Below are 19,507 nucleotides of genomic sequence, written 5' to 3'. Positions count from 1 at the left end.
CTCCTTGGTGAACTTAAATTCTTTCTGCTTTTTGAAAAACAGAAAGTAAATTAACATAAATCTTATTTCGGCTTCTCATTTGATAATCATAAGATGAAAAGCTAAAATTGGAAAAAAGTTTGCTTTTGATTTAGCACCAGAAGCAAAAGTACGGCTGATACTAGAAAATAAACCTCCCTTCTGTTTTTTATTATAATAAATTTTAAATTATGCTAAAACTAAATAATAATGCCCACATTTAATTTAATTTTTTTCCATTCGTTATTATATCATAGAGGATATTAAAAAATATCATTCAGCGATTATTTTTTTTATATTTCCCATTATTTTAATCGCTTAATCAGCTTGAAACTTTTTAACTTTTCTTTGTCCGAAACCAATATGTAAACGTCGGTAATAAGCAACAAGACGATACTTACAATGAGAACAATAATAATACCGGGGTATTTACCGCCAAAGCCGCTGTCGGAAGTATGCCTTATCAAAATACCGATGAAGGCCCAGATAATGGAAAGACCATAAGCAAAGTCCTGATTTTTGAATATTATGATGCCGCAAACTAAAAGAGTAACAATCAAAACAAGTGTGGTATAGATAGATTCGGAAATGCCGAACCAATTCCATTGAATGCTTGAAAGAAATGTAATGGTATTGGCGATTGCCGCCATTGTAATCCATCCGAAATAAATACTGAAAGGAAGTCTTAAGAAGAGCTTTTCTATCGATGCAAGATTTGCTTTTCTAAGCTTTAGATTAATGTAAATCAAGCATATCAGCGTAATGGCAATTAATATTAGGGACATGCTGATGGCGTTGTAATGCCATGCGAATATCCATGCAGTATTTGCAATGGATGAAATTGAGAAGAAAACTCCTATATGTTCAATTAAATCTTTGCTAAAGACCCTGTCATTTTTCTTTAAAAAGCCGAACTGATAAATTGTATATGCCGCAAGTAAAAGATAAATAACTCTCCATATTAAAAAGGCCATACCTGCGGGGGCAAAAAGATTCGGATAGAGCTCGGATATTTCTCCTGTTGTCATTTTGTTAAAGGGAATGGCATTGGCTAAAAAACTTACGAAAACCATTACAATAAACGAAACGGTGGTATGAACCTTTGTAAAAGTACTTACACTACTGTTCTCCATGCTGCTGTCCATGCGGATTTCTCCCGGAGCTTCAGAAGAATTTTCAACAGAACCGTCTCCATTGTTTTCTAAATTGCTTTCGATTTTACCCTCCATATTTTCTTCCATATTTTACACTCCTTGTACGAGCAGGTATTAAAGGACATAAAAATGCTCTTTTTTATTTATTTAGACATAAAATATAATTATCCCGTGCTTATACTAACATATTTTATGATATAATACAATAAAATTGTAATATTATAATGCCCTGATATCGCAATAATTTCACAAATAATATTGATTATTATCTCCATATATAATAAAATAGATTTTGAAAATAATAGAAAATATATATTATCTTATTGTCCTTTCTAAGCTGTTCATAATATAATAAGAATAATGTATATGATATAGCTTCATTTCTTGAGGAGTTGATTTTATTGAGTGACAAAATGACAAGGAATCTCATAATTGTCATTACATATGCAGTGGCATTGGTTCTCATTGTTATCAATTTTACACCGATAATGCAGGCCGTATGGAAATTTATTGTTTTGTTCAAGCCTTTTTTTATCGGAATTGCCATTGCTTTTGTTTTAAACAAGCCGTGTATGGCAGTTGAAAAGTTTTTGAATAAAAGATTATTCAAGAACCGGTTAAAGAGTGTTGCAAGGGGACTGGCAATTACGATTACATATTTACTGGTATTTTTGATGATTACGCTGATAATAAGCTTTATAATACCGGAGCTCATAAAAAGTATACAGGTATTCTTAAACAATATGGGAGCGTATATCGACAATTTCTGTGATTTGACCAATGAAGTATCTGAGCTTTTGGGCCTTGAAAAGATTGACCTTTCTTCTTTGGACAAATTAATTCTTGAATATACAAACAAGCTGGGAAGCAGTATAACCGAGCTTATGCCGAAGATTATCAGCATTACGACAGGAGTGGTGTCATTCATTGCAACATTGGTAATAACAGTGGTATTCTCCATATATATTTTAGCGGGAAAAGAAAGGCTTATGGGGCAATGCAAAAAAGTTTTCGGCACATATTTGCCCAAAGGCTTGTATAATAAGGGAGCTTATGTATATCGTGTTGTAGTGGATGTGTTTAACAAATATATATATGGACAGCTGGCAGAGGCCTTTATTTTAGGTTCTCTATGTTTTATCGGGATGATTATTCTCAGGTTCGAATATGCGCTGCTCATAAGTGTTTTAATTGCGATTACCGCACTGGTGCCGTATTTTGGGGCATATATAGGAGGATTTTGCGCCTTCATGCTCCTGTTAATGATTTCGCCAACCAAAGCCATATGGTTTTTGGTTTACCTGATAGTATTGCAGCAGCTGGAAAACAATTTAATATATCCAAGGGTGGCGGGAAGCAGTCTCGGTCTTCCCGGAATATGGGTTGTTCTGGCGGTAATTGTGGGCGCCGGAGTTGGAGGTTCGGTTGGCGTTTTGCTAGGAGTACCGATTGCAACAGTTATTTTTACTTTGGTGAAAAATGATGTTTTAAGAAGAGCTCAAAAACAGAATATTAATTCAAAATAAATATAAATAAAGAGCAAAACAGCCTTCATTCATTTTGAAAGCTTGTGGAATAGATGAATGAAGGCTTGTTTTATTCGAAAAATATAATGGCTTTTAAACGGCTAAGCCGTTTTTCAAATTAAAAGAGCTTTCCACCATGGGTGAAATGCTTTCATACCACTGGCGGCATACCTGGCTTGAGGATAAATAGTTATTGGCATACTCGATGTTGTCGCATTCAAATACAAAAAAGAACTGATTGCCGTTGTTGAAAAAAGAAGAATTTTTATATCCTGCCTTTCTTTGCTCTTGGAGGATTTCTTCCGAAGGCTTTAAATGCAATTCCAAAAAGTCGTTCATAAATTCCTCTTTTACACTCCATGTCCAGGCATATTTTTTACCGGGAGCCCTTTCCACTACTTTAACGGGTACTTTGAAGTTATAAATAACTCTGGTGTCGCACAGTATGTCATGAAGTCCGCGTTTTTGCTCGTCAATTGCAATCAGGAAATAACCTACAAACATAACAACTCCCGACAAGTATTTACCGATGGTTTCTCTATATAGTACATTGATAAATGTTAATTTTTCGCCGCTGGCACTCACCACTTTAAGATTGAGATATTTTTTTCCCAGTGTCGAGCCGGAGTAATATGTCATTAGAGTATAATACAGAATGCTTAGCAAATAAATAACAATGTCAAAGATATTGAACTCAAACAGTATCGGTTTTGTAATAAAACTCGAAGATCCAAAAAGATAAGCTATAAGCATCGGTATCCGCACAACTAAAAGCCCAATTCCCACCAGCAAGGAATCAATAAGATATGCTGACAGCCGGGCTCCAAAACCTGCATAAATGGTCTTAGTATTGTCCTGGCATTGCATAATACATTGGCACCCCATTTCCATTGGCCTTTATTAATTCGGATATTATTTCCGCATCAGAGCGAGGTCTTAAGCTGCTTATATAACCGAATAAGGAGCTTAGCCCGAAAGGATCGTTCTTTTCAGGTGTATAGACTTCAACATCTCCCAGCTCCGTACTGAAAGCTTCTTTTACTTCTTCATATGTGGCTATTTCGTCGATAAGGTTGAGTTCGAGGGCCTGTTTTGCGGAAAGAATCCTGCCGTCGGCAATTTTTTTCACCTCATCTACGGTCATTTTTCTGCCTTCGGCCACAATTTCAACAAATTGCTCATATGCTTCGTCTACGAGACTTTGCAATATGTCACGCTGCTCATCCGTTAAATCCAGGTCGGCAGCACCCATTGCTTTGTTTTTGCCGCTTGTGATATAAATACCTTTAATTCCGATGTTATCATACAACTCTTTAAGATTTGTCAGGGAAATGATAACACCGATGGAGCCGGTCCAAGTGTTTCTATTTGAGTATACTTTGTCGGATGCCATTGAAATGTAATAACCGCCGGAGCATGCCTGATTTGACATATATGTCCATACCGGCCTTCCGGTTTCTTCTTTGTATTCTTTCAATTTCAAGTATAATTCATCGCTTTCGTAAACGCCGCCGCCGGGGGAATCTACATACAACAGGATACCTTTGTTGCTTGATGAGTTTTTCATATCCTCAATAAGCTCCAGCGTTTCTTTATGGTTGTATCCGCTTCCCATAAAGCTTGCGGTTGAATCGCTGTCCGCTATAGTACCTTCCACACTTATCACACCAATATATGGACTAAGAGGAAGGCTGTTTTCGATATTACTGAGATTTAGAGATGATCCTAGTTTTTTTGAAACAGTGTTCATTAAAATGCTTGAAGAACAAACAAAAACAAATACTACTCCTGCTACAATTAATCCTATTAGCTGTTTCTTGTTCATTTTTCGACCCCTTTTCTAAATAATTGCATTTTTACGAAAATAATTATCTCATACTCTATTTTAGTAGTAAAGTGTCAATTCAATGACAGATATCTGTAGGAAAAAGGAGGGTTTTACGATAAATATGGATGTTGTATAAAGCCTAAAGTAATTGTATAAAATTTGATATTGAAGTCGGCAAAAATTATCTATGCAATTTATTGAAATTATGCTAGTATAAATATTATTGAAATTTCAGGTGGGTTTGTACAGTGCTTGTTATACGCCAAGTTGACATACAAAGGAGCATAAAAGAATGGGAAATATAGAATTGCTGATTATTGCAGTGGGACTTTCGATGGATGCTTTTGCAGTTGCAATCTGTAAGGGCTTGTCAATGAAAAAAATGAGTTATAGGAACGCAATTATAACCGGTTGCTTTTTCGGAGGGTTCCAGGCCTTTATGCCCCTATTGGGCTACCTTTTGGGAACACAGTTTAAAAGCTACATAACCTCAATCGACCACTGGATTGCTTTTGGATTGCTTTCGATTATCGGTATTAATATGATAAAGGAATCCCGAAACACCTGCGAAGTATATGATGAAGACGACTCTTTTAGCCTTAAGAGTCTTACAATGATGGCATTTGCCACAAGTGTTGATGCCCTGGCAATAGGTGTGACCTTTGCCTTTTTACAGGTAAATATTATTCCTGCGGTTACAATGATAGGAATAACCACTTTTACTTTTTCATTTGCAGGAGTAAAGATTGGCAATGTGTTCGGAGAAAAGTTTCAGTCAAAAGCAGAAGTTGCAGGTGGGTTTATTCTAATTGCAATGGGGTGTAAAATCCTTCTTGAGCACCTCGGTATTCTTCCTTTCTAAAGGAGCAATCTTCTTCTGGAGGAAATTTTGCTGTTGACAAAATTAGTTATTTGATGATATACTAATCATAATAACATAAATAAACCTATGAGCAAGAGTAGTAGGTACAACTGCTTGCACAAAGAGAGCTGCCGGTTGCTGGGAGTGCAGTTGCAAAGGTTGTTCCGAATGGACTTGTGAGGGAAGCCCGAAATTGAAAAAAGAGTAGGCGCTTACGGGAACCCTGTCCGTTATCAGTGGGGTGTATATGTTAGTATACAAAAATGAGAGGACGATTTATTCGTCAATTTGGGTGGCACCACAGAAGTTGAAGGCTTTTGTCCCTATCGAGGGATAAAGGCGTTTTTTATTTTGTATAGTTTATTTTTAAAAAGGAGGGTGACGTATATGTCAAAAGGAAGATTTGGAATCCACGGCGGGCAATACATTCCGGAACTGTTGATGAAAGCCGTGATTGAATTGGAAGAGGCATATAATCACTTTAAAAACGATCCTCAGTTTATAGCAGAACTTAATGACTTGTTGAAAAACTATGCAGGACGTCCGTCTCTGCTATATTATGCGGAGAAGATGACGAAGGACCTTAACGGAGCAAAGATTTATTTTAAACGTGAGGACCTCAATCATACAGGTTCCCATAAAATAAACAATGTTTTGGGACAGGTGCTTCTTGCAAAACGCATGGGTAAAACCCGTGTAATTGCCGAGACCGGTGCCGGACAGCATGGTGTTGCAACGGCAACGGCTGCAGCGCTTATGGGACTGGAATGTGAAATATTCATGGGCAAGGAGGACACGGAGCGTCAGGCATTGAACGTGTTTAGAATGGAGCTTTTGGGAGCCAAGGTTCATGCTGTTACAAGCGGTACCCAGACGTTGAAGGATGCCGTAAATGAAACTATGAGAGAATGGTCAAGGAGGGTTGATGACACCCACTATGTGCTGGGCTCCGTCATGGGACCGCATCCGTTCCCGACCATTGTGAGAGATTTTCAGAGCGTAATCAGCCGGGAGATAAAAAAGCAGATTATCGAGAAAGAAGGAAGGCTTCCCGACGTTGTTATGGCCTGTGTTGGCGGAGGCAGCAATGCAATAGGAGCGTTTTATGATTTTATTGAAGACCCAAGTGTTCGCCTTATCGGATGTGAGGCTGCAGGAAAAGGAGTGGACACCGACAAGCATGCGGCAACAATGACCAAGGGTACTCTGGGAATTTTCCACGGTATGAAGTCTTATTTCTGCCAGGATGAGTATGGACAGATTGCACCGGTTTATTCCATTTCGGCAGGGCTGGACTACCCGGGTGTGGGACCGGAGCATGCGCACCTAAAGGATATTGGAAGGGCTCAATATGTAGCTGTTACCGACGATGAAGCTGTGGAGGCTTTTGAATACCTCTCCCGTACAGAGGGTATAATTCCTGCAATTGAGAGCTCCCATGCTGTGGCGTATGCCAAGAAGCTTGCGCCGGCGATGGGCAAGGATCAAATCATTGTTGTATGTCTTTCAGGAAGAGGAGATAAAGATGTTGCGGCTATAGCGCGTTACAGGGGGGTGCAAATTTATGAATAAATTAGAGAGGGCATTTGGCTGCGGGAAAGCATTTATTCCTTTTATCACAGCGGGAGACCCGTCATTGGAGATAACCGAACAATTGGTATACACGATGGCAAAAGCCGGGGCGGATTTGATTGAGCTGGGAATACCGTTTTCCGACCCGGTTGCGGAAGGACCGGTTATTCAGGAAGCGGATTGCCGTGCTTTATCGGCCGGTGCGACAACGGACAGGATTTTTGAAATGGTGGGACGCATTCGCAAATCATGCGATGTACCTATTGCTTTTATGACATATGCAAATCCAATCTTTACTTACGGGACTGAAAAGTTTTTGAGAAAATGCAGCGAAACAGGAATTGATGCCCTCATTGTTCCCGATATTCCCTTTGAGGAAAAGGAGGAATTGGCTCCTTTCTGCAAAGAATATGATGTCCGGCTTATTTCAATGATAGCACCCACGTCGAAGGAACGCATTCGAATGATTGCCAAGGAAGCCGAGGGCTTTATTTACTGTGTATCTTCCATGGGTGTTACCGGTGTCAGGGACAAAATCGGCGATGATGCCAAAGAAATGATACAGGTTGTAAAAGAGGTTAAAGACATTCCGTGTGCCATTGGATTTGGCATTTCCACCCCGGAGCAGGCTGCCGAAATGGCCGGATTCTCCGATGGGGTAATAGTTGGAAGTGCAATTGTAAAAATTGTAGCTCAATACGGTGAAAAATGTATACCCCATGTCGAAGAGTATGTGCGTAAAATGAAAAGTGCGATAAAATAATACCTCGATTTTTTAAACAGTATTTAGAAAATTAAATTACAAGACGATTAATTTATAAGGAAACTCCACTGCTCAAGAGAATTTAACTGTGGAGCACATAAACACATCTGTGGGAAGGGGTATTCCGCAGATGTGTTTTTTGCACTCTGTAGAATATACTAATTATATGGGTAAATAATTTTTATAAGCATCGCCAATTTGAAATGGAGGTCTAAAATTGATTAAACTTTTAATTAAGTGGTGTATTAAGGATTATCAAAATGTGGAGGATAAAAAGGTAAGGGAATCCTACGGAGTGTTGTCGGGAGTAATAGGAATTATTTGCAATGTGTTTTTATTTAGTTTAAAAATAACCACGGGACTCTTCATAAACAGTATTGCAGTAATCTCCGATGCCTTTAACAATTTGAGCGACTTAGGTTCATCAGTGGTTGCGATACTGGGGGTAAAGCTCAGCAACCGGCCTCCAGACGATGAGCATCCCCATGGGCACGGAAGGTATGAGTATATATCTTCTCTTGTGGTGTCGTTTATTATATTTGCGGTTGGCCTTGAGCTTTTAAGAAATTCCTTTGGGAAAATAATCAAACCCGAAGAAGTGACATTTAACGCAATATCTATTTCAATGCTTATCATCTCGATACTTGTAAAATTGTGGATGTTTTCATACAATAGATACATAGGGAGAATAATCAATTCGAGCATTAATAAAGCGACGGCTCAAGACAGCCTCAATGATGCCGTTGCCACAACTGCAGTGGTGGCCGGAACATTAATCGGAAGAGTTGTCGCCTTTCCGTTAGATGGAATTATGGGTCTGATCATATCCGCGTTGATTATGTATACGGGATTTAGTATTGCGAAAGATGCGGTGGACCTGCTTTTGGGCTTATGTCCCGATGAAGAACTCACTAAAAAGATAAAAGCATATTTCAACACAGATGAAATAAAGGGCATCCATGACCTTAAAGTTCATGATTACGGCCCCGGAAGAATAAGCGCATCAATTCATGCCGAAGTATATGAAGGGGAGAATATAGTTAAAATACATTCGATAATTGATGAAATTGAGCAAAAAATAAAAAATGAGCTTGGGGTTGATATAGTAGTCCATATGGACCCTATTGAAGAGAAAAAAGAGGGTTCATAAATATAATTCATACTGCGGAAAAGGTGATGCAACATTAATGAAAAAATTCATAAATCAGAGGTAGAGAGAAATGTAAAAGAAAATTGCTCTTGGAGTATCGGTAGCTGTTTTTGCTTTGGCGTTGTTTTTTGGTGGCAGGTATTTATATCAAACATGGGAGTATAAAAAAATTGTATCGGAGATTAAAATCCAAAACCCTGATTTGTCAACTATAGAGCATGGTGTTTATAGAGGGTTCTTTGATGCAATTTTGGTGGCTGCGGATGTCAGCGTTACAGTTGAAGGAAATAGAATTGAAAGTATTAAAATAGAAAAGCATAAAAATGAAAAGGGCAAAAGCGCAGAAGCAATAACCGACAGAGTGATAGCTGAGCAATCTATTGAGGTTGACGCTATATCGGGAGCCACAAACAGCAGTAAGGTAATATTAAAAGCTATTGAAAATGCATTGACGCAAAATAATAAATAGGATAACAAGTAAGCCGTATAATTTAAAGACAAATCAAAGGTTAATATGAGTCGATAGAGATTTTTGATGAATAGAATTATTTAGCTAAAGCTTTTAGGAGCGTTTAATAGGAAGCACAATGGTAAACACTGCACCGGATTCTGAGTTCTTGGCGGTGATTTTTCCGTTGTGTCTTTCAATAATGTTTTTGCTGATGGCAAGACCAAGACCGACATTGCCTTTTTTGCCTTTGTAAAACCTTTCAAAGATGTTGGGAAGATCATTGGAATCAATTCCGGGACCGTCATCCCGGATAATGACTTCAATTTGGCAGCGGTCGATAATTTTCGGAACAATGCTTACAATGTTATTGGCATATCTAATGCAGTTGCCAATGATATTTGTAAAGGCACGAAAAAGCTTTTCCTCGTCAGCATATACCATGACTATATCATTTATGTTTTTGACATCAAGAGTGATTCCGCTTTTTGATGCTATACCATACATACGCTCCTGACAGGCATTTATAAAATCCCTGAAATCAATGCCGGCAAAACGGTAGTTTTCCTCGATTGTATCAAGGCGTGAAAGGTACAGTAAATCTTCCACAAGGTGGGTCATCCGCTTTGTTTCGTCAATGATAATATCGGCAGCAGTATTTTTGTCCACTACTTCATATTTTATTCCCTCTGCATAGCTTTGGATGGACATGAGAGGAGTTCTAAACTCATGGGAAGCATTTTGAAAAAAGGTCTTCTGGGCTTTATCATAGGACTCCAGTTTTTCAGACATTATATTTATGCTGTTTACCAGCTCCTGCAGTTCGGCATCCACCGGCATTTCGATTTTTACACCAAAATTCCTCTCGGCAATAGCTCGGATGTGTTGATTTAAAGAAGAAAAGGGTGCCGATATTTTTTTGGCCGAAAGAGAAGAAAATATGGCAAAAATCAATGCCGATAAAAGCACAATGACAAAGAGTATCACATTTATACCCAGCTGCAGCTGATTGACTTTTTGAAGGCTCGAATAAATAACCAACCATCCCAAGCCAAAGGAATTCTTGTCGGAAACGGGCTTGACGATGGAAATATAATCGGTGTTGTTTAAATTAAAGTAAACATACTCCTGGCCTTTGGAGCTGTCCATTTTTTTAATTTTATTTGTTATTTCGTTTGCTATTTCGCTTGAAGGGGTGAAATAATCTCCTTCCGGAGGCGTGATGATTTCCATGTTGTTGTCAAGAAGTATAAAATCGGCGTTCAGAATCGAAAGTGGTTCTCTTAAGGAACGGTCCAAGAAGAAATAGAACCCAAACAAATCATTGTTTCCCCTCGGCATGCCATTTTGTCTGCCCGGAAGAATGGGTGGCTTTTGCAATCCTTGAGGCAGAAAAAAGTCGGGACCTCTGAACAATGCAGTAGCTTCAGCCCGTTGAGCAATTGTACTCAACTGTTCTTTGATGTCGTTTTCGATATAGGATTGGATGGTAATGTTAAATACAATAGTCGTTAATGTCAATAGAACCGAAATTGCAATAATATTGTATTTGAAAATTCTCCAAGCAATTGTATTTTTCTTCATACAATCATCCTTTTTCATTTACTTTAAAACCAAAACCCCATACGGTTTCAATCTTGAGAGAAGAACCGCTGTCGGAAAGCTTTTTTCTAAGTCTCTTTATTGTGTCATCCGTGGCACGCGTTTCTACGTAATTTTCAAAGCCCCATACCTTGTCTAAAAGTTCGGTGCGGCTTACTGCTTTGTCTTTGTTTTGAGCAAGATAGTACAAAAGATTAAACTCCATGCCGGTAAGCCCGATATTTTTACCGTTAAACTCAGCCTGTTTTTTATCGGCATTTATAATAATGTCGCCAATCCTAATTTCTTGCACTGTGTCATTTTTAATTTTGTCCAGTTCTATTCTTCGGAATATGCTTTTTATCCTGGCAATGAGTTCCATGGGGCTGAAAGGCTTTGTAAGGTAATCGTCGCTTCCTAAAGTAAGACCGGCTATTTTGTCCGGCTCAGTGTCTTTGGCGGATACAATTATAATAGGTACGGTACTTTGCCGGCGGATTGCTGAGCAAAGAGAAAATCCGTCTATTTCCGGCATCATTATATCAATAACAAGTAAATCGGCAGGCTTTTCATTGAAGGCTTCGAGTATCGAACGTCCGTCGTTAAAGGTTTCAACGTCGTATCCCTCTTTTAGAAGAAAAGACTTTATAATGTTGCAAATATTTATCTCGTCATCGGCGATATAAATAAGTTTTTTATTTTCCATAGAAAATCCACCTCAAGATATATTTTATCACGGACAAAATGAAATATCATGTTTTTTAGCTTTGTGCCATATATTTGCCACATTTCTGCGGAGATTTATATTAATGCAAGGTGCTAAAATTATTTTGTAGACAAAAAGGGCTGATTATATGGTTTAAGGGGGGTGATTGGGTGAATAAAATAAAATTCCGCCATGAAATAAAGCATTATATCAATTCCGCCGATTGTCTGCTGCTGCAAAGGAAACTAAGGTGTGTTATGGAGCCGGATTTAAATGGAGGGCCTGACGGGTCTTACCTTATACGCAGCTTGTATTTTGATACTCCGGAGAACAAGGCGCTGATGGAGAAGATTGATGGGGTGGATAACCGCGAAAAAATCCGTATCCGTTTATACAACCATGACGATTCGCTTATAAAGCTTGAGAAAAAGATGAAGGTGAACGGCCTTACGGCCAAATTAAGCGTAAATATTTCAAAAGAGCAGTGCAAGGATATATTGGATGGAAATATTAAATGGATGAAAGACACAGATAATCCGGTATTGATTGAAATATACCATAAAATGATGCATCAGCACCTTAGGCCGCGCACCATTGTGGATTATACCAGGAATGCCTATGTCTATAGCCCCGGAAACGTAAGAGTTACAATCGACAAATCCATAAGGACGGGGCTTATGAGTAATGATTTATTTAGCAGGGAGCTTCCCACAGTGGAGACTCTTCCTAAACATCTAGCGGTACTTGAAGTAAAGTATGATGAATTTCTCCCTGAGGTAATCGGTGATATTCTGCAGATAGGTGACCGTCAAAAGCTTTCAGTGTCAAAATATGCTCTTTGCAGAATGTATTATTAGTAAAATAAGATTGTTGAGAAAATGAGGAGGAAAAAGCATGAGGAACCAGATAAATTTCAATGATATTTTCAAGTCAAACTTTTTGGAGAAGGTGTCGAGCATTTCACTGTTGGATGCCGCAATAGCCTTTGGATTGGCGTTTTGCATAGGACTATTCATATATTTTGTGTACAAGAAAACCTATAAAGGAGTTATGTATTCCAGAAGCTTTAGCATTTCATTGATAGCCCTTACAATGATAACCACTTTGGTGATACTTGCAGTGACTTCCAATGTTGTGCTGTCTTTGGGTATGGTTGGTGCTCTGTCAATTGTAAGATTCCGCTCCGCCATAAAGGATCCCATGGACATTGCATATCTTTTCTGGTCCATAGCCGTCGGTATCGTATTGGGTGCAGGACTCATACCTTTGGCTGTATTCGGTTCTCTCTTTATAGGAATAATACTGGTGTTGTTTGTAAACAAGAGCAATACTGACAATCCTTATATTTTGGTAGTGAACTGCGAGAATGAAAAAGCGGAAAGCAATGTAATGAACATAGTAAAAGACAAAGTGAAAAAGCATGTGGTAAAGTCAAAGACCATAACCGGAGGAAAAGGAATTGAGGTTGCAATTGAAGTACGTCTTAAGAGCATGGAAACGGAATTTGTAAATGAGATAAGCAGGCAGAACGGAGTTTTGAGTGCTGTTATGGTAAGCTATAATGGGGATTATATGAGTTAAGAATGATTTTTTAACTTGTATGAGGGAGAGGTGATATGTTTGGATGAAAATGTAAGTAAAAAAACGGTTCTAAAGATAGCGGTAACGATATTGTGCATAGCTCTCCTTATAACCGGTATGGCTCTTGTTCCGAGATTTTTTCCATATGCGGCACAGGTTAATGCACAGCCGGAGTATATTGACAAGATATTTAACAGTGACGTTGTGAACGAAATAAGCATTGAAATGGATGAGAATGACCTTGAATGGATGTTGGAAAATGCCACTTTGGAAGAGTATAGAACTTGCAACATAACAATTAACGGCGAGACATTTTATAACGTGGGTATCCGGCCAAAGGGAAATTCCAGCCTTTCACAGGTTGCAATGAGTAATTCGCCAAAACGCTATAGCTTCAAGCTTGATTTTAGCGAATATATCGACGGACAAACATTCCATGGAGCAGAGAAAATTGTTTTGAACAATATTATATCGGATAAAACGTATTTGAAGGAATATCTTTCTTATGAACTGTTTGACTTTATGGGTGTACCTTCATCGGCATGTGCTTATTCCAATATTAAGATAAATAATGAGGATTGGGGTTTGTATCTTGCTATTGAAGCAATTGATGAAAGCTATATTGAAAGGCATTTTGGAAGCGTAACCGGCAATCTCTATAAACCCGAGTCAATGGATATGGGAGGCGGCAGGGATAGACAGCAGAACGGCGGTTCCAACGCAATGCAATTTCCGGGAAGATGGAGAGACCAGATGCAAAATGATTCCGGTGAGGATCAGAGGCCAAATGGAGCAGGAATGCAACAGATGCCCAACGGAGCCGGAAGATGGCAGAGGCCAAATGGAGCAGAAATGCCACAGATGCCCAATGGAGGCGGAGGAGAGCAGAAGCCGAATGAGTCAGGAATGCCGCAGATGCCCGACGGAGGCGGAAGATGGCAGAGGCCAAATGGAGCCGAAATGCCTCAGATGCCAAATAAAGACAGTACAGAACAGGTGCAAAATGAAGCCGGAAAAGAGCAGACCTCAAATGCGTCCGGAATGGAGCAGATACCGGATGGAGACGGAGCTCAGGGAAGATTTAACGGAGGTTTTGGAGGCGGATTTCCAGGTGGATTTGGAGGAATGGGTGCAAGAGGCGGCGCCGACTTAAAATATATAGATGATTCCCCATCAAGCTATTATACCATAAGGGAAGGTGCAGTCTTTAAAACTACAACAGATGCTGACTTTGAAAAAGTAGTCGAGATGATTAAGAACCTTAATGAAGGAACCAACCTAGAGCAATACCTTGATGTGGATGAAATACTGAGATTTTGGGCAGTGAATACCTTCTTGGTTAATCTGGACGGCTATAGTGGTGGTATGTATCACAATTATTATCTCTACGAGGAAGACGGAGTATTTTCAATTTTGCCATGGGATTTCAACCTGTCATTCGCTGGCTTTGGAATGAATGACGCTTCCCGTGCGGTGAATTTTCCGATAGACAATCCTGTAACAGGAAGCTTGGAAAATGCACCCCTTATAGGCAAGCTTCTGGAAGTACCCGAATACAAGGAACGTTATCATGGCTATTTGAGAGAGATAGCGGAAAAGTATGTTTATAGCGGGGTATATGAAAATTCTATAAACAGAATAAATGCACTTATCGGCGATTATGTGAAAAATGATGCGACTGCGTTTTATACGTTTGAAGAGTACCAAAAGGGTGTAAAGGCGATTTTGACCTTCGGAAAGGACAGAGCTAAAAGTATTTTGGCTCAGCTTGAAGGAAGCCAGCCTTCAACTTCATATGGCAGTATAGAAACGACATTAAACCTGTCGGATATGGGCGGCATGGGAGGTATGGGAAGAGGCATGCAGATACCTGATGGGATGCAAATACCGGGAGGAATGCAAATGCCTGACGGAATGCAAATGCCTGACGGAATGCAAATACCTGACGGAATGCAGATACCGGAAGGAATGCAAATGCCTGAAGGTATGCAGATGCCGGAAGGAATGCAAATGCCTGAAGATATGCAGATGCCGAACGGAATGCGAATACCTGACGGAATGCAATTCCCGGAAGGTATGCAACCACCCGGCAATATGCAATTCCGTGGCGGCATGGAGAGGTTCCGAAACAACCAACAATCTAATAGTCAAAGCGTAGTTTTATTATTGTCGGTTGCCGCACTTATTCCGGGATTGATATTTGTCGCTACATTTAAAAGAAGAAAATATAGAACATAAGGAGAGCATAATACTCTCCTTATATTTTTAGATGCATAGGCAAATATATTTAAACCAGTGCCAAAAGTCTTGCCAAATTTGCAACTATGAAGCAAATCACAATACCTGACAAAGTTGGAACCAAAATCGAAATGAGCGTCCACTTCCAGCTCTGAGTTTCTTTTCTTATGGTCAGACAGGTGGTACTGCAGGGCCAGTGCATCAGGGAGAACAGCATGACGCACAGCGCTGTAACCCAAGTCCAGCCGTTGTCTAAAAGCAATTGCTTCAACTGGTTTAAGTTTTCAAGCTCCATCATACTTGTGGTTGACATATAGCTCATTATAATTATCGGAACCACAATTTCATTAGCAGGAAAACCGAGAATGAAAGCCATAAGAATGTAGCCGTCCAGGCCTATTAATTTGGCAAAGGGATCGAGAAAGCCTGCGCAAAGGGATAATAGACTTTGGCCTTCTACATGTATGTTTGCCATAATCCATATCACAAGACCGGCAGGGATGGCTACCGAAACAGCCCTTCCCAATACAAACAGAGTTCTGTCAAATATGGATCGTACAATAATCCTGCCTATTTGGGGCTTTCTGTAAGGTGGAAGCTCCAGGGCAAAGGAAGAAGGAAGCCCTTTTAATATTGTTTTGGACAACAGTTTTGAAACAAGCAATGTCATTACAATACCCAAAAGAATTACTCCGGTTAAAAAAAGTGTTGAAAATACAGATTGTGAAAATCCTATGAAATTTCCCACAAAGAACATGGTTATTATGGCAATCAACGTGGGAAAACGACCGTTGCATGGAACAAAATTGTTGGTGATTACAGCTATCAGCCTTTCCCGTGGAGAGTCAATTATTCTGCATCCGATAACACCGGCGGCATTGCACCCAAATCCCATGCACATGGTTAGAGATTGTTTGCCGTGGGCGCATGCTTTTTTAAAGAAATTGTCAAGGTTAAAAGCTACTCTCGGAAGATAACCTAAATCCTCGAGCAGTGTAAACAACGGGAAGAATATAGCCATTGGAGGAAGCATGACCGATACAACCCAAGCCACAGTTCGAAAGACTCCTAACACAAGCAAGCCATGAACCCATTCCGGAGTACCCGCCCAGGCAAAAAAGTCGGTTAGCCGTTCCTCAATCCAGGAAAAGAAATTTGAAAGCATTTGGGAAGGGTAGTTTGCTCCGGTAATTGTAATCCAAAAGATTACTCCAAGCATAGCAAGCATTACGGGTATTCCGAAAATTCTTGATGTTAGAATTTTGTCTATTTTTCTGTCAATATGGTCGTATTGCTTGTTTTCAAAGGTAATTACATTACGGCAGATTTCTTCCGCGATTTTCACCAGTTTTGTGACGATCCTGTCTCTGAGCTGTTCCTCCCCGATACCGTTATCGACAAGGTGCTTTTTGGCCATGTCAACAAGTCCGGAAAGTTCTTCATCATCCAAAAGGTTAAAACCAAGGAAATTATTCAATGATTCCAGCAAAGTATCATCACTGTCCAAAAGTTTGAGTGCGGCCCAACGGCTGTTAACTTTTTCCCCGGCTATTTCCTCAATTTTTGGCTTAACCATTTCAATTGCTTCTTCAATGATGCCGTCATAGGTTATTTTTATAGGATGAGATGCGGTATCTTTGGTTGAAATATCGTAGACCGCGTCCATTAACTTGTCAAGCCCTTTGTTGCTTCTGGCATTTGTGGGAATCACGGGTACACCCAGATGCTTTGAGAGCTTGCTGTAGTCAATTTTGATTTTTTTTCTTTCCGCTTCGTCAATTAAGTTGACGCAAACAACAACTTTGTTTGTGATTTCAAGGGTTTGAAGTACCAGGTTCAGATTTCTCTCAAGGCATGTAGCGTCGGTTACAACGACTGTGGCGTCAGGCTGTCCAAAGCAGACGAAATCCCTTGCCACTTCTTCTTCTATGGAGTTGGCCATGAGAGAATATGTACCCGGAATATCGACCATAATGAAATTTTTATCTTTATGCCTGTATCTTCCCTGAGCATTGGTAACGGTTTTGCCGGGCCAGTTTCCCGTATGCTGGTTTAATCCGGTAAGGCTGTTGAATACTGTGCTTTTGCCGACATTGGGGTTTCCGGCTAAGGCTATGACTTTGTCGACAGGTGTGCTTTTTACAATAGTAAGCTTATTCTCTAAGACACCTATACCTGTGGATTCACTCGTAAGTCCCATTTTTAAACCTCCTGAATATTCATTTGGGGGAGTTCTGCCAAGTCGAGAGAACTCCCCGAATCAGCTTAATTTACTTCGACCATGATTTTTTTAGCTTCTTCAGAACGAAGGGCAATTACTGCACCTCGGATGTGATAGGCAGTAGGGTCTCCGGAAGGACTTTTTTGCAAAGCCTCCACAACGGTATCCGAAACCAGCCCGAGGTCCAGCATTCTTCTGCGGATTGGTCCGTCTGATGTAAGGAATTTTACTTTTGCTTTTCTCCCTATAGGCAAAGAATCCAGGGTAATTTGCTCTCCAGTCATAATAAATACCTCCGAAATGTGTTATGTTTATTTGTTATATTCTCAAAATAAGCGGAGAGAAATTTTGTTTCTCAAGACTAATATATGAAATATAAAATAACTGTGTTACGAATATAATTAATTATATAAGAATATCCGCAAAACAGGATGGTGTTAAAATGGAAAGCAATGAATTTCACACAGTTAGAGGATATCAGCTCCTCGAGCAGGAGAAAAAGCTTTTGACTTCTGCAATGGAAGATTATCTTGAGATGATTTATAGAAATATAGGAAACGAAGGCTATATGCGCATCAACACACTTGCGGAGATGCTAAACGTAAGACCTTCATCGGCAACGAAAATGGTTCAAAAGCTATTCCAAAAGGGGTTTGTGGAGTATGAAAAATATGGTATCATTACCCTTACTGAGAAAGGAAAAGCATTGGGAGAGTTTCTTTTGAAAAGGCACAATATAATTGAGAAATTCCTAAGCAGTATCGGAATCCGTGACAACCTTTTGATAGAAACAGAGCTTATTGAGCATAATCTCAGCATTGATACTTTAAGGAGTATTGATCAATTAAACAGCTTTTTTGAAGAATACCCTGAGATTTTGAAAAAGTTTAAACAATATAGAAGCATGAAGAAATAATATTTGATTGATAATACTTCTTGTCTATCATAACTATAAAGGCAACAAATGCGGGACAAGCTGAAAACTGGAATTGTCGGCCATTACAGTTTATTCTGATAAACCCATAGGATATATTTTTCCAATGGGAACGGTAAACATAAATCCTATTCCCGGACTGGATACTTTTCCTATTACACTTTGAACAGCAGACACAGCTTTTTCGACTAATTCTTCATTTTCCAAAACAGTAAAGATGGTTTTGTTATATGGATGAATATTTTCAATGATGCTTTTTAACGCACTAAAGAGTGAGATTTTATTATTATCGCTGTTAACAATGGCACTTGCCATTCCCTGGCTATGCAAAATCGTTGCACCACTTACTCCAACATCAACAAATTTAGCCAAAATATCATCCAAATAATCGACTTCATTTAATACAATAAAAAGAGCGTAAATGTTGCAGCACCTTCCTTCTAATGATGTTTTATAAACTAATGTGAAGATAACACTAGAGTATCAAAAAGTCAATAGATTTTCTAGAGGTAAATTTTTAGTGTCAATATAACTCGTTTATGGTTGCTGATTTTGACTTTTGATATATGATATTCAGTAACGATATGTTATGTGACTTTGACATTGATTATACTATGGCAATGGGATTTAGGTTGTTATAGGAACAATAAAACAGCTAAGTTGATTCGGGCTCTTTAGATTCAGTTCTTGGTAGGTACGATCACTTCCTCATAGGTACGATAAAAATCCTATTAAACGTTTTGAGGATACCTTAAATGCTCTGTTTCAAATCCTTATAGGTACGATAAAAACACTCGGTGCTCCGGGCGTCGGAAAATCTGCAACTATGTTTCAATTCCTCATAGGTACGATAAAAACCACTATTGATTTAGAGCTTCTTGACGATGGGAAGCCGTTTCAATTCCTCATAGGTACGATAAAAAAC

18 protein-coding genes, 1 CRISPR repeat array and 1 other annotated feature are annotated in these 19,507 nt (G+C 39.2%); of the genes, 10 read left to right on the top strand and 8 right to left on the bottom strand.

What is annotated here, in order from left to right:
* Positions 1–323: 323 nt before the first annotated feature.
* Positions 324–1,259 (bottom strand): tryptophan-rich sensory protein, encoded by a 936-nt coding sequence (locus PLH43_RS08950; RefSeq protein ID WP_324362228.1) that lies wholly within the window; start codon positions 1,257–1,259, stop codon positions 324–326.
* A gap of 314 nt (positions 1,260–1,573) precedes the next feature.
* On the opposite strand from PLH43_RS08950, the gene PLH43_RS08945 reads away from it, so the two are divergent.
* Positions 1,574–2,698, top strand: a complete 1,125-nt coding sequence (locus PLH43_RS08945; protein WP_324362227.1) for an AI-2E family transporter — start codon at positions 1,574–1,576, stop codon at positions 2,696–2,698.
* A 93-nt stretch (positions 2,699–2,791) separates the two neighbouring features.
* Here the strand turns inward: PLH43_RS08945 and PLH43_RS08940 are convergent, their stop codons facing one another.
* The gene (locus PLH43_RS08940; RefSeq protein ID WP_324362225.1) at positions 2,792–3,565 is read right to left on the bottom strand and encodes an RDD family protein; all 774 of its coding nucleotides are present in this window, start codon (positions 3,563–3,565) and stop codon (positions 2,792–2,794) included.
* Complete coding sequence (gene sppA, locus PLH43_RS08935) at positions 3,543–4,523, bottom strand: signal peptide peptidase SppA (RefSeq protein ID WP_324362223.1); 981 nt, start codon at positions 4,521–4,523, stop codon at positions 3,543–3,545. The genes PLH43_RS08940 and sppA overlap by 23 nt, the downstream gene beginning before the upstream one ends.
* A gap of 295 nt (positions 4,524–4,818) precedes the next feature.
* On the opposite strand from sppA, the gene PLH43_RS08930 reads away from it, so the two are divergent.
* The 5 genes from PLH43_RS08930 (at position 4,819) to PLH43_RS08910 (ending at position 9,342) form a co-directional block, all read left to right on the top strand.
* The gene (locus PLH43_RS08930) at positions 4,819–5,388 is read left to right on the top strand and encodes a manganese efflux pump MntP family protein (RefSeq protein ID WP_324362221.1); all 570 of its coding nucleotides are present in this window, start codon (positions 4,819–4,821) and stop codon (positions 5,386–5,388) included.
* Between the two features lie 78 nt (positions 5,389–5,466).
* Positions 5,467–5,716, top strand: a binding site (T-box leader).
* A gap of 59 nt (positions 5,717–5,775) precedes the next feature.
* The gene (gene trpB, locus PLH43_RS08925; RefSeq protein ID WP_324362219.1) at positions 5,776–6,960 is read left to right on the top strand and encodes a tryptophan synthase subunit beta; all 1,185 of its coding nucleotides are present in this window, start codon (positions 5,776–5,778) and stop codon (positions 6,958–6,960) included.
* The gene (gene trpA, locus PLH43_RS08920; RefSeq protein WP_324362218.1) at positions 6,953–7,723 is read left to right on the top strand and encodes a tryptophan synthase subunit alpha; all 771 of its coding nucleotides are present in this window, start codon (positions 6,953–6,955) and stop codon (positions 7,721–7,723) included. The genes trpB and trpA overlap by 8 nt, the downstream gene beginning before the upstream one ends.
* Before the next feature lie 217 nt (positions 7,724–7,940).
* Positions 7,941–8,873: a cation diffusion facilitator family transporter gene (locus PLH43_RS08915; protein WP_324362217.1), complete on the top strand. Its 933-nt coding sequence runs from the start codon at positions 7,941–7,943 to the stop codon at positions 8,871–8,873.
* Positions 8,874–8,988: 115 nt separating this feature from the next.
* On the top strand, positions 8,989–9,342 hold the full coding sequence (locus PLH43_RS08910) for an FMN-binding protein (RefSeq protein ID WP_324362215.1): 354 nt from the start codon (positions 8,989–8,991) through the stop codon (positions 9,340–9,342).
* Between the two features lie 93 nt (positions 9,343–9,435).
* On the opposite strand, the gene PLH43_RS08905 is transcribed toward PLH43_RS08910, so the two are convergent.
* Both PLH43_RS08905 and PLH43_RS08900 read right to left on the bottom strand, forming a co-directional pair.
* A complete protein-coding gene (locus PLH43_RS08905; RefSeq protein WP_324362213.1) occupies positions 9,436–10,905 on the bottom strand; it encodes a HAMP domain-containing sensor histidine kinase in 1,470 nt (489 codons plus the stop codon).
* Positions 10,906–10,909: 4 nt separating this feature from the next.
* Positions 10,910–11,608 (bottom strand): response regulator transcription factor, encoded by a 699-nt coding sequence (locus PLH43_RS08900; protein WP_324362211.1) that lies wholly within the window; start codon positions 11,606–11,608, stop codon positions 10,910–10,912.
* A gap of 170 nt (positions 11,609–11,778) precedes the next feature.
* Between PLH43_RS08900 and PLH43_RS08895 the strand changes: the two genes are divergently transcribed.
* The 3 genes from PLH43_RS08895 to PLH43_RS08885 are packed head-to-tail and all read left to right on the top strand — an operon-like array spanning position 11,779 to position 15,427.
* Positions 11,779–12,465, top strand: coding sequence for a polyphosphate polymerase domain-containing protein (locus PLH43_RS08895; protein ID WP_324362209.1), 687 nt, complete (start codon positions 11,779–11,781; stop codon positions 12,463–12,465).
* Positions 12,466–12,502: 37 nt separating this feature from the next.
* Positions 12,503–13,189 (top strand): DUF4956 domain-containing protein, encoded by a 687-nt coding sequence (locus tag PLH43_RS08890; protein ID WP_324362207.1) that lies wholly within the window; start codon positions 12,503–12,505, stop codon positions 13,187–13,189.
* Positions 13,190–13,228: 39 nt separating this feature from the next.
* Positions 13,229–15,427: a CotH kinase family protein gene (locus PLH43_RS08885; protein WP_324362205.1), complete on the top strand. Its 2,199-nt coding sequence runs from the start codon at positions 13,229–13,231 to the stop codon at positions 15,425–15,427.
* 49 nt (positions 15,428–15,476) lie between these two features.
* On the opposite strand, the gene feoB is transcribed toward PLH43_RS08885, so the two are convergent.
* Both feoB and PLH43_RS08875 read right to left on the bottom strand, forming a co-directional pair.
* Complete coding sequence (gene feoB / locus PLH43_RS08880) at positions 15,477–17,627, bottom strand: ferrous iron transport protein B (RefSeq protein ID WP_324362203.1); 2,151 nt, start codon at positions 17,625–17,627, stop codon at positions 15,477–15,479.
* Between the two features lie 65 nt (positions 17,628–17,692).
* Positions 17,693–17,932, bottom strand: coding sequence for a FeoA family protein (locus tag PLH43_RS08875; protein ID WP_324362201.1), 240 nt, complete (start codon positions 17,930–17,932; stop codon positions 17,693–17,695).
* Positions 17,933–18,090: 158 nt separating this feature from the next.
* Between PLH43_RS08875 and mntR the strand changes: the two genes are divergently transcribed.
* A complete protein-coding gene (gene mntR / locus PLH43_RS08870) occupies positions 18,091–18,564 on the top strand; it encodes a transcriptional regulator MntR (protein WP_324362200.1) in 474 nt (157 codons plus the stop codon).
* Positions 18,565–18,654: 90 nt separating this feature from the next.
* Here the strand turns inward: mntR and PLH43_RS08865 are convergent, their stop codons facing one another.
* Positions 18,655–18,966: a hypothetical protein gene (locus PLH43_RS08865; protein WP_324362198.1), complete on the bottom strand. Its 312-nt coding sequence runs from the start codon at positions 18,964–18,966 to the stop codon at positions 18,655–18,657.
* A 313-nt stretch (positions 18,967–19,279) separates the two neighbouring features.
* Positions 19,280–19,505: direct repeats of the CRISPR family, unit length 29 nt; unit sequence GTTTCAATTCCTCATAGGTACGATAAAAA.
* Positions 19,506–19,507 lie beyond the last annotated feature (2 nt).

Origin of the sequence: Acetivibrio sp. (genome assembly GCF_035371925.1) — a bacterium.
Taxonomy (GTDB): Bacteria; Bacillota; Clostridia; order Acetivibrionales; family Acetivibrionaceae; genus Hungateiclostridium.
This window is presented reverse-complemented; position numbering and strand designations above follow the sequence as displayed.

Excerpts from the sequence above, each read along its gene's own strand:
- PLH43_RS08890 (WP_324362207.1), top strand. The coding sequence starts at position 12,503 with ATGAGGAACCAGATAAATTTCAATGATATTTTCAAGTCAAACTTTTTG.
- feoB (WP_324362203.1), bottom strand. The coding sequence starts at position 17,627 with ATGGGACTTACGAGTGAATCCACAGGTATAGGTGTCTTAGAGAATAAG.
- PLH43_RS08930 (WP_324362221.1), top strand. The coding sequence starts at position 4,819 with ATGGGAAATATAGAATTGCTGATTATTGCAGTGGGACTTTCGATGGAT.
- PLH43_RS08875 (WP_324362201.1), bottom strand. The coding sequence starts at position 17,932 with ATGACTGGAGAGCAAATTACCCTGGATTCTTTGCCTATAGGGAGAAAA.
- mntR (WP_324362200.1), top strand. The coding sequence starts at position 18,091 with ATGGAAAGCAATGAATTTCACACAGTTAGAGGATATCAGCTCCTCGAG.
- PLH43_RS08950 (WP_324362228.1), bottom strand. The coding sequence starts at position 1,259 with ATGGAAGAAAATATGGAGGGTAAAATCGAAAGCAATTTAGAAAACAAT.
- sppA (WP_324362223.1), bottom strand. The coding sequence starts at position 4,523 with ATGAACAAGAAACAGCTAATAGGATTAATTGTAGCAGGAGTAGTATTT.
- PLH43_RS08940 (WP_324362225.1), bottom strand. The coding sequence starts at position 3,565 with ATGCAATGCCAGGACAATACTAAGACCATTTATGCAGGTTTTGGAGCC.
- PLH43_RS08905 (WP_324362213.1), bottom strand. The coding sequence starts at position 10,905 with ATGAAGAAAAATACAATTGCTTGGAGAATTTTCAAATACAATATTATT.
- PLH43_RS08900 (WP_324362211.1), bottom strand. The coding sequence starts at position 11,608 with ATGGAAAATAAAAAACTTATTTATATCGCCGATGACGAGATAAATATT.
- trpA (WP_324362218.1), top strand. The coding sequence starts at position 6,953 with ATGAATAAATTAGAGAGGGCATTTGGCTGCGGGAAAGCATTTATTCCT.
- trpB (WP_324362219.1), top strand. The coding sequence starts at position 5,776 with ATGTCAAAAGGAAGATTTGGAATCCACGGCGGGCAATACATTCCGGAA.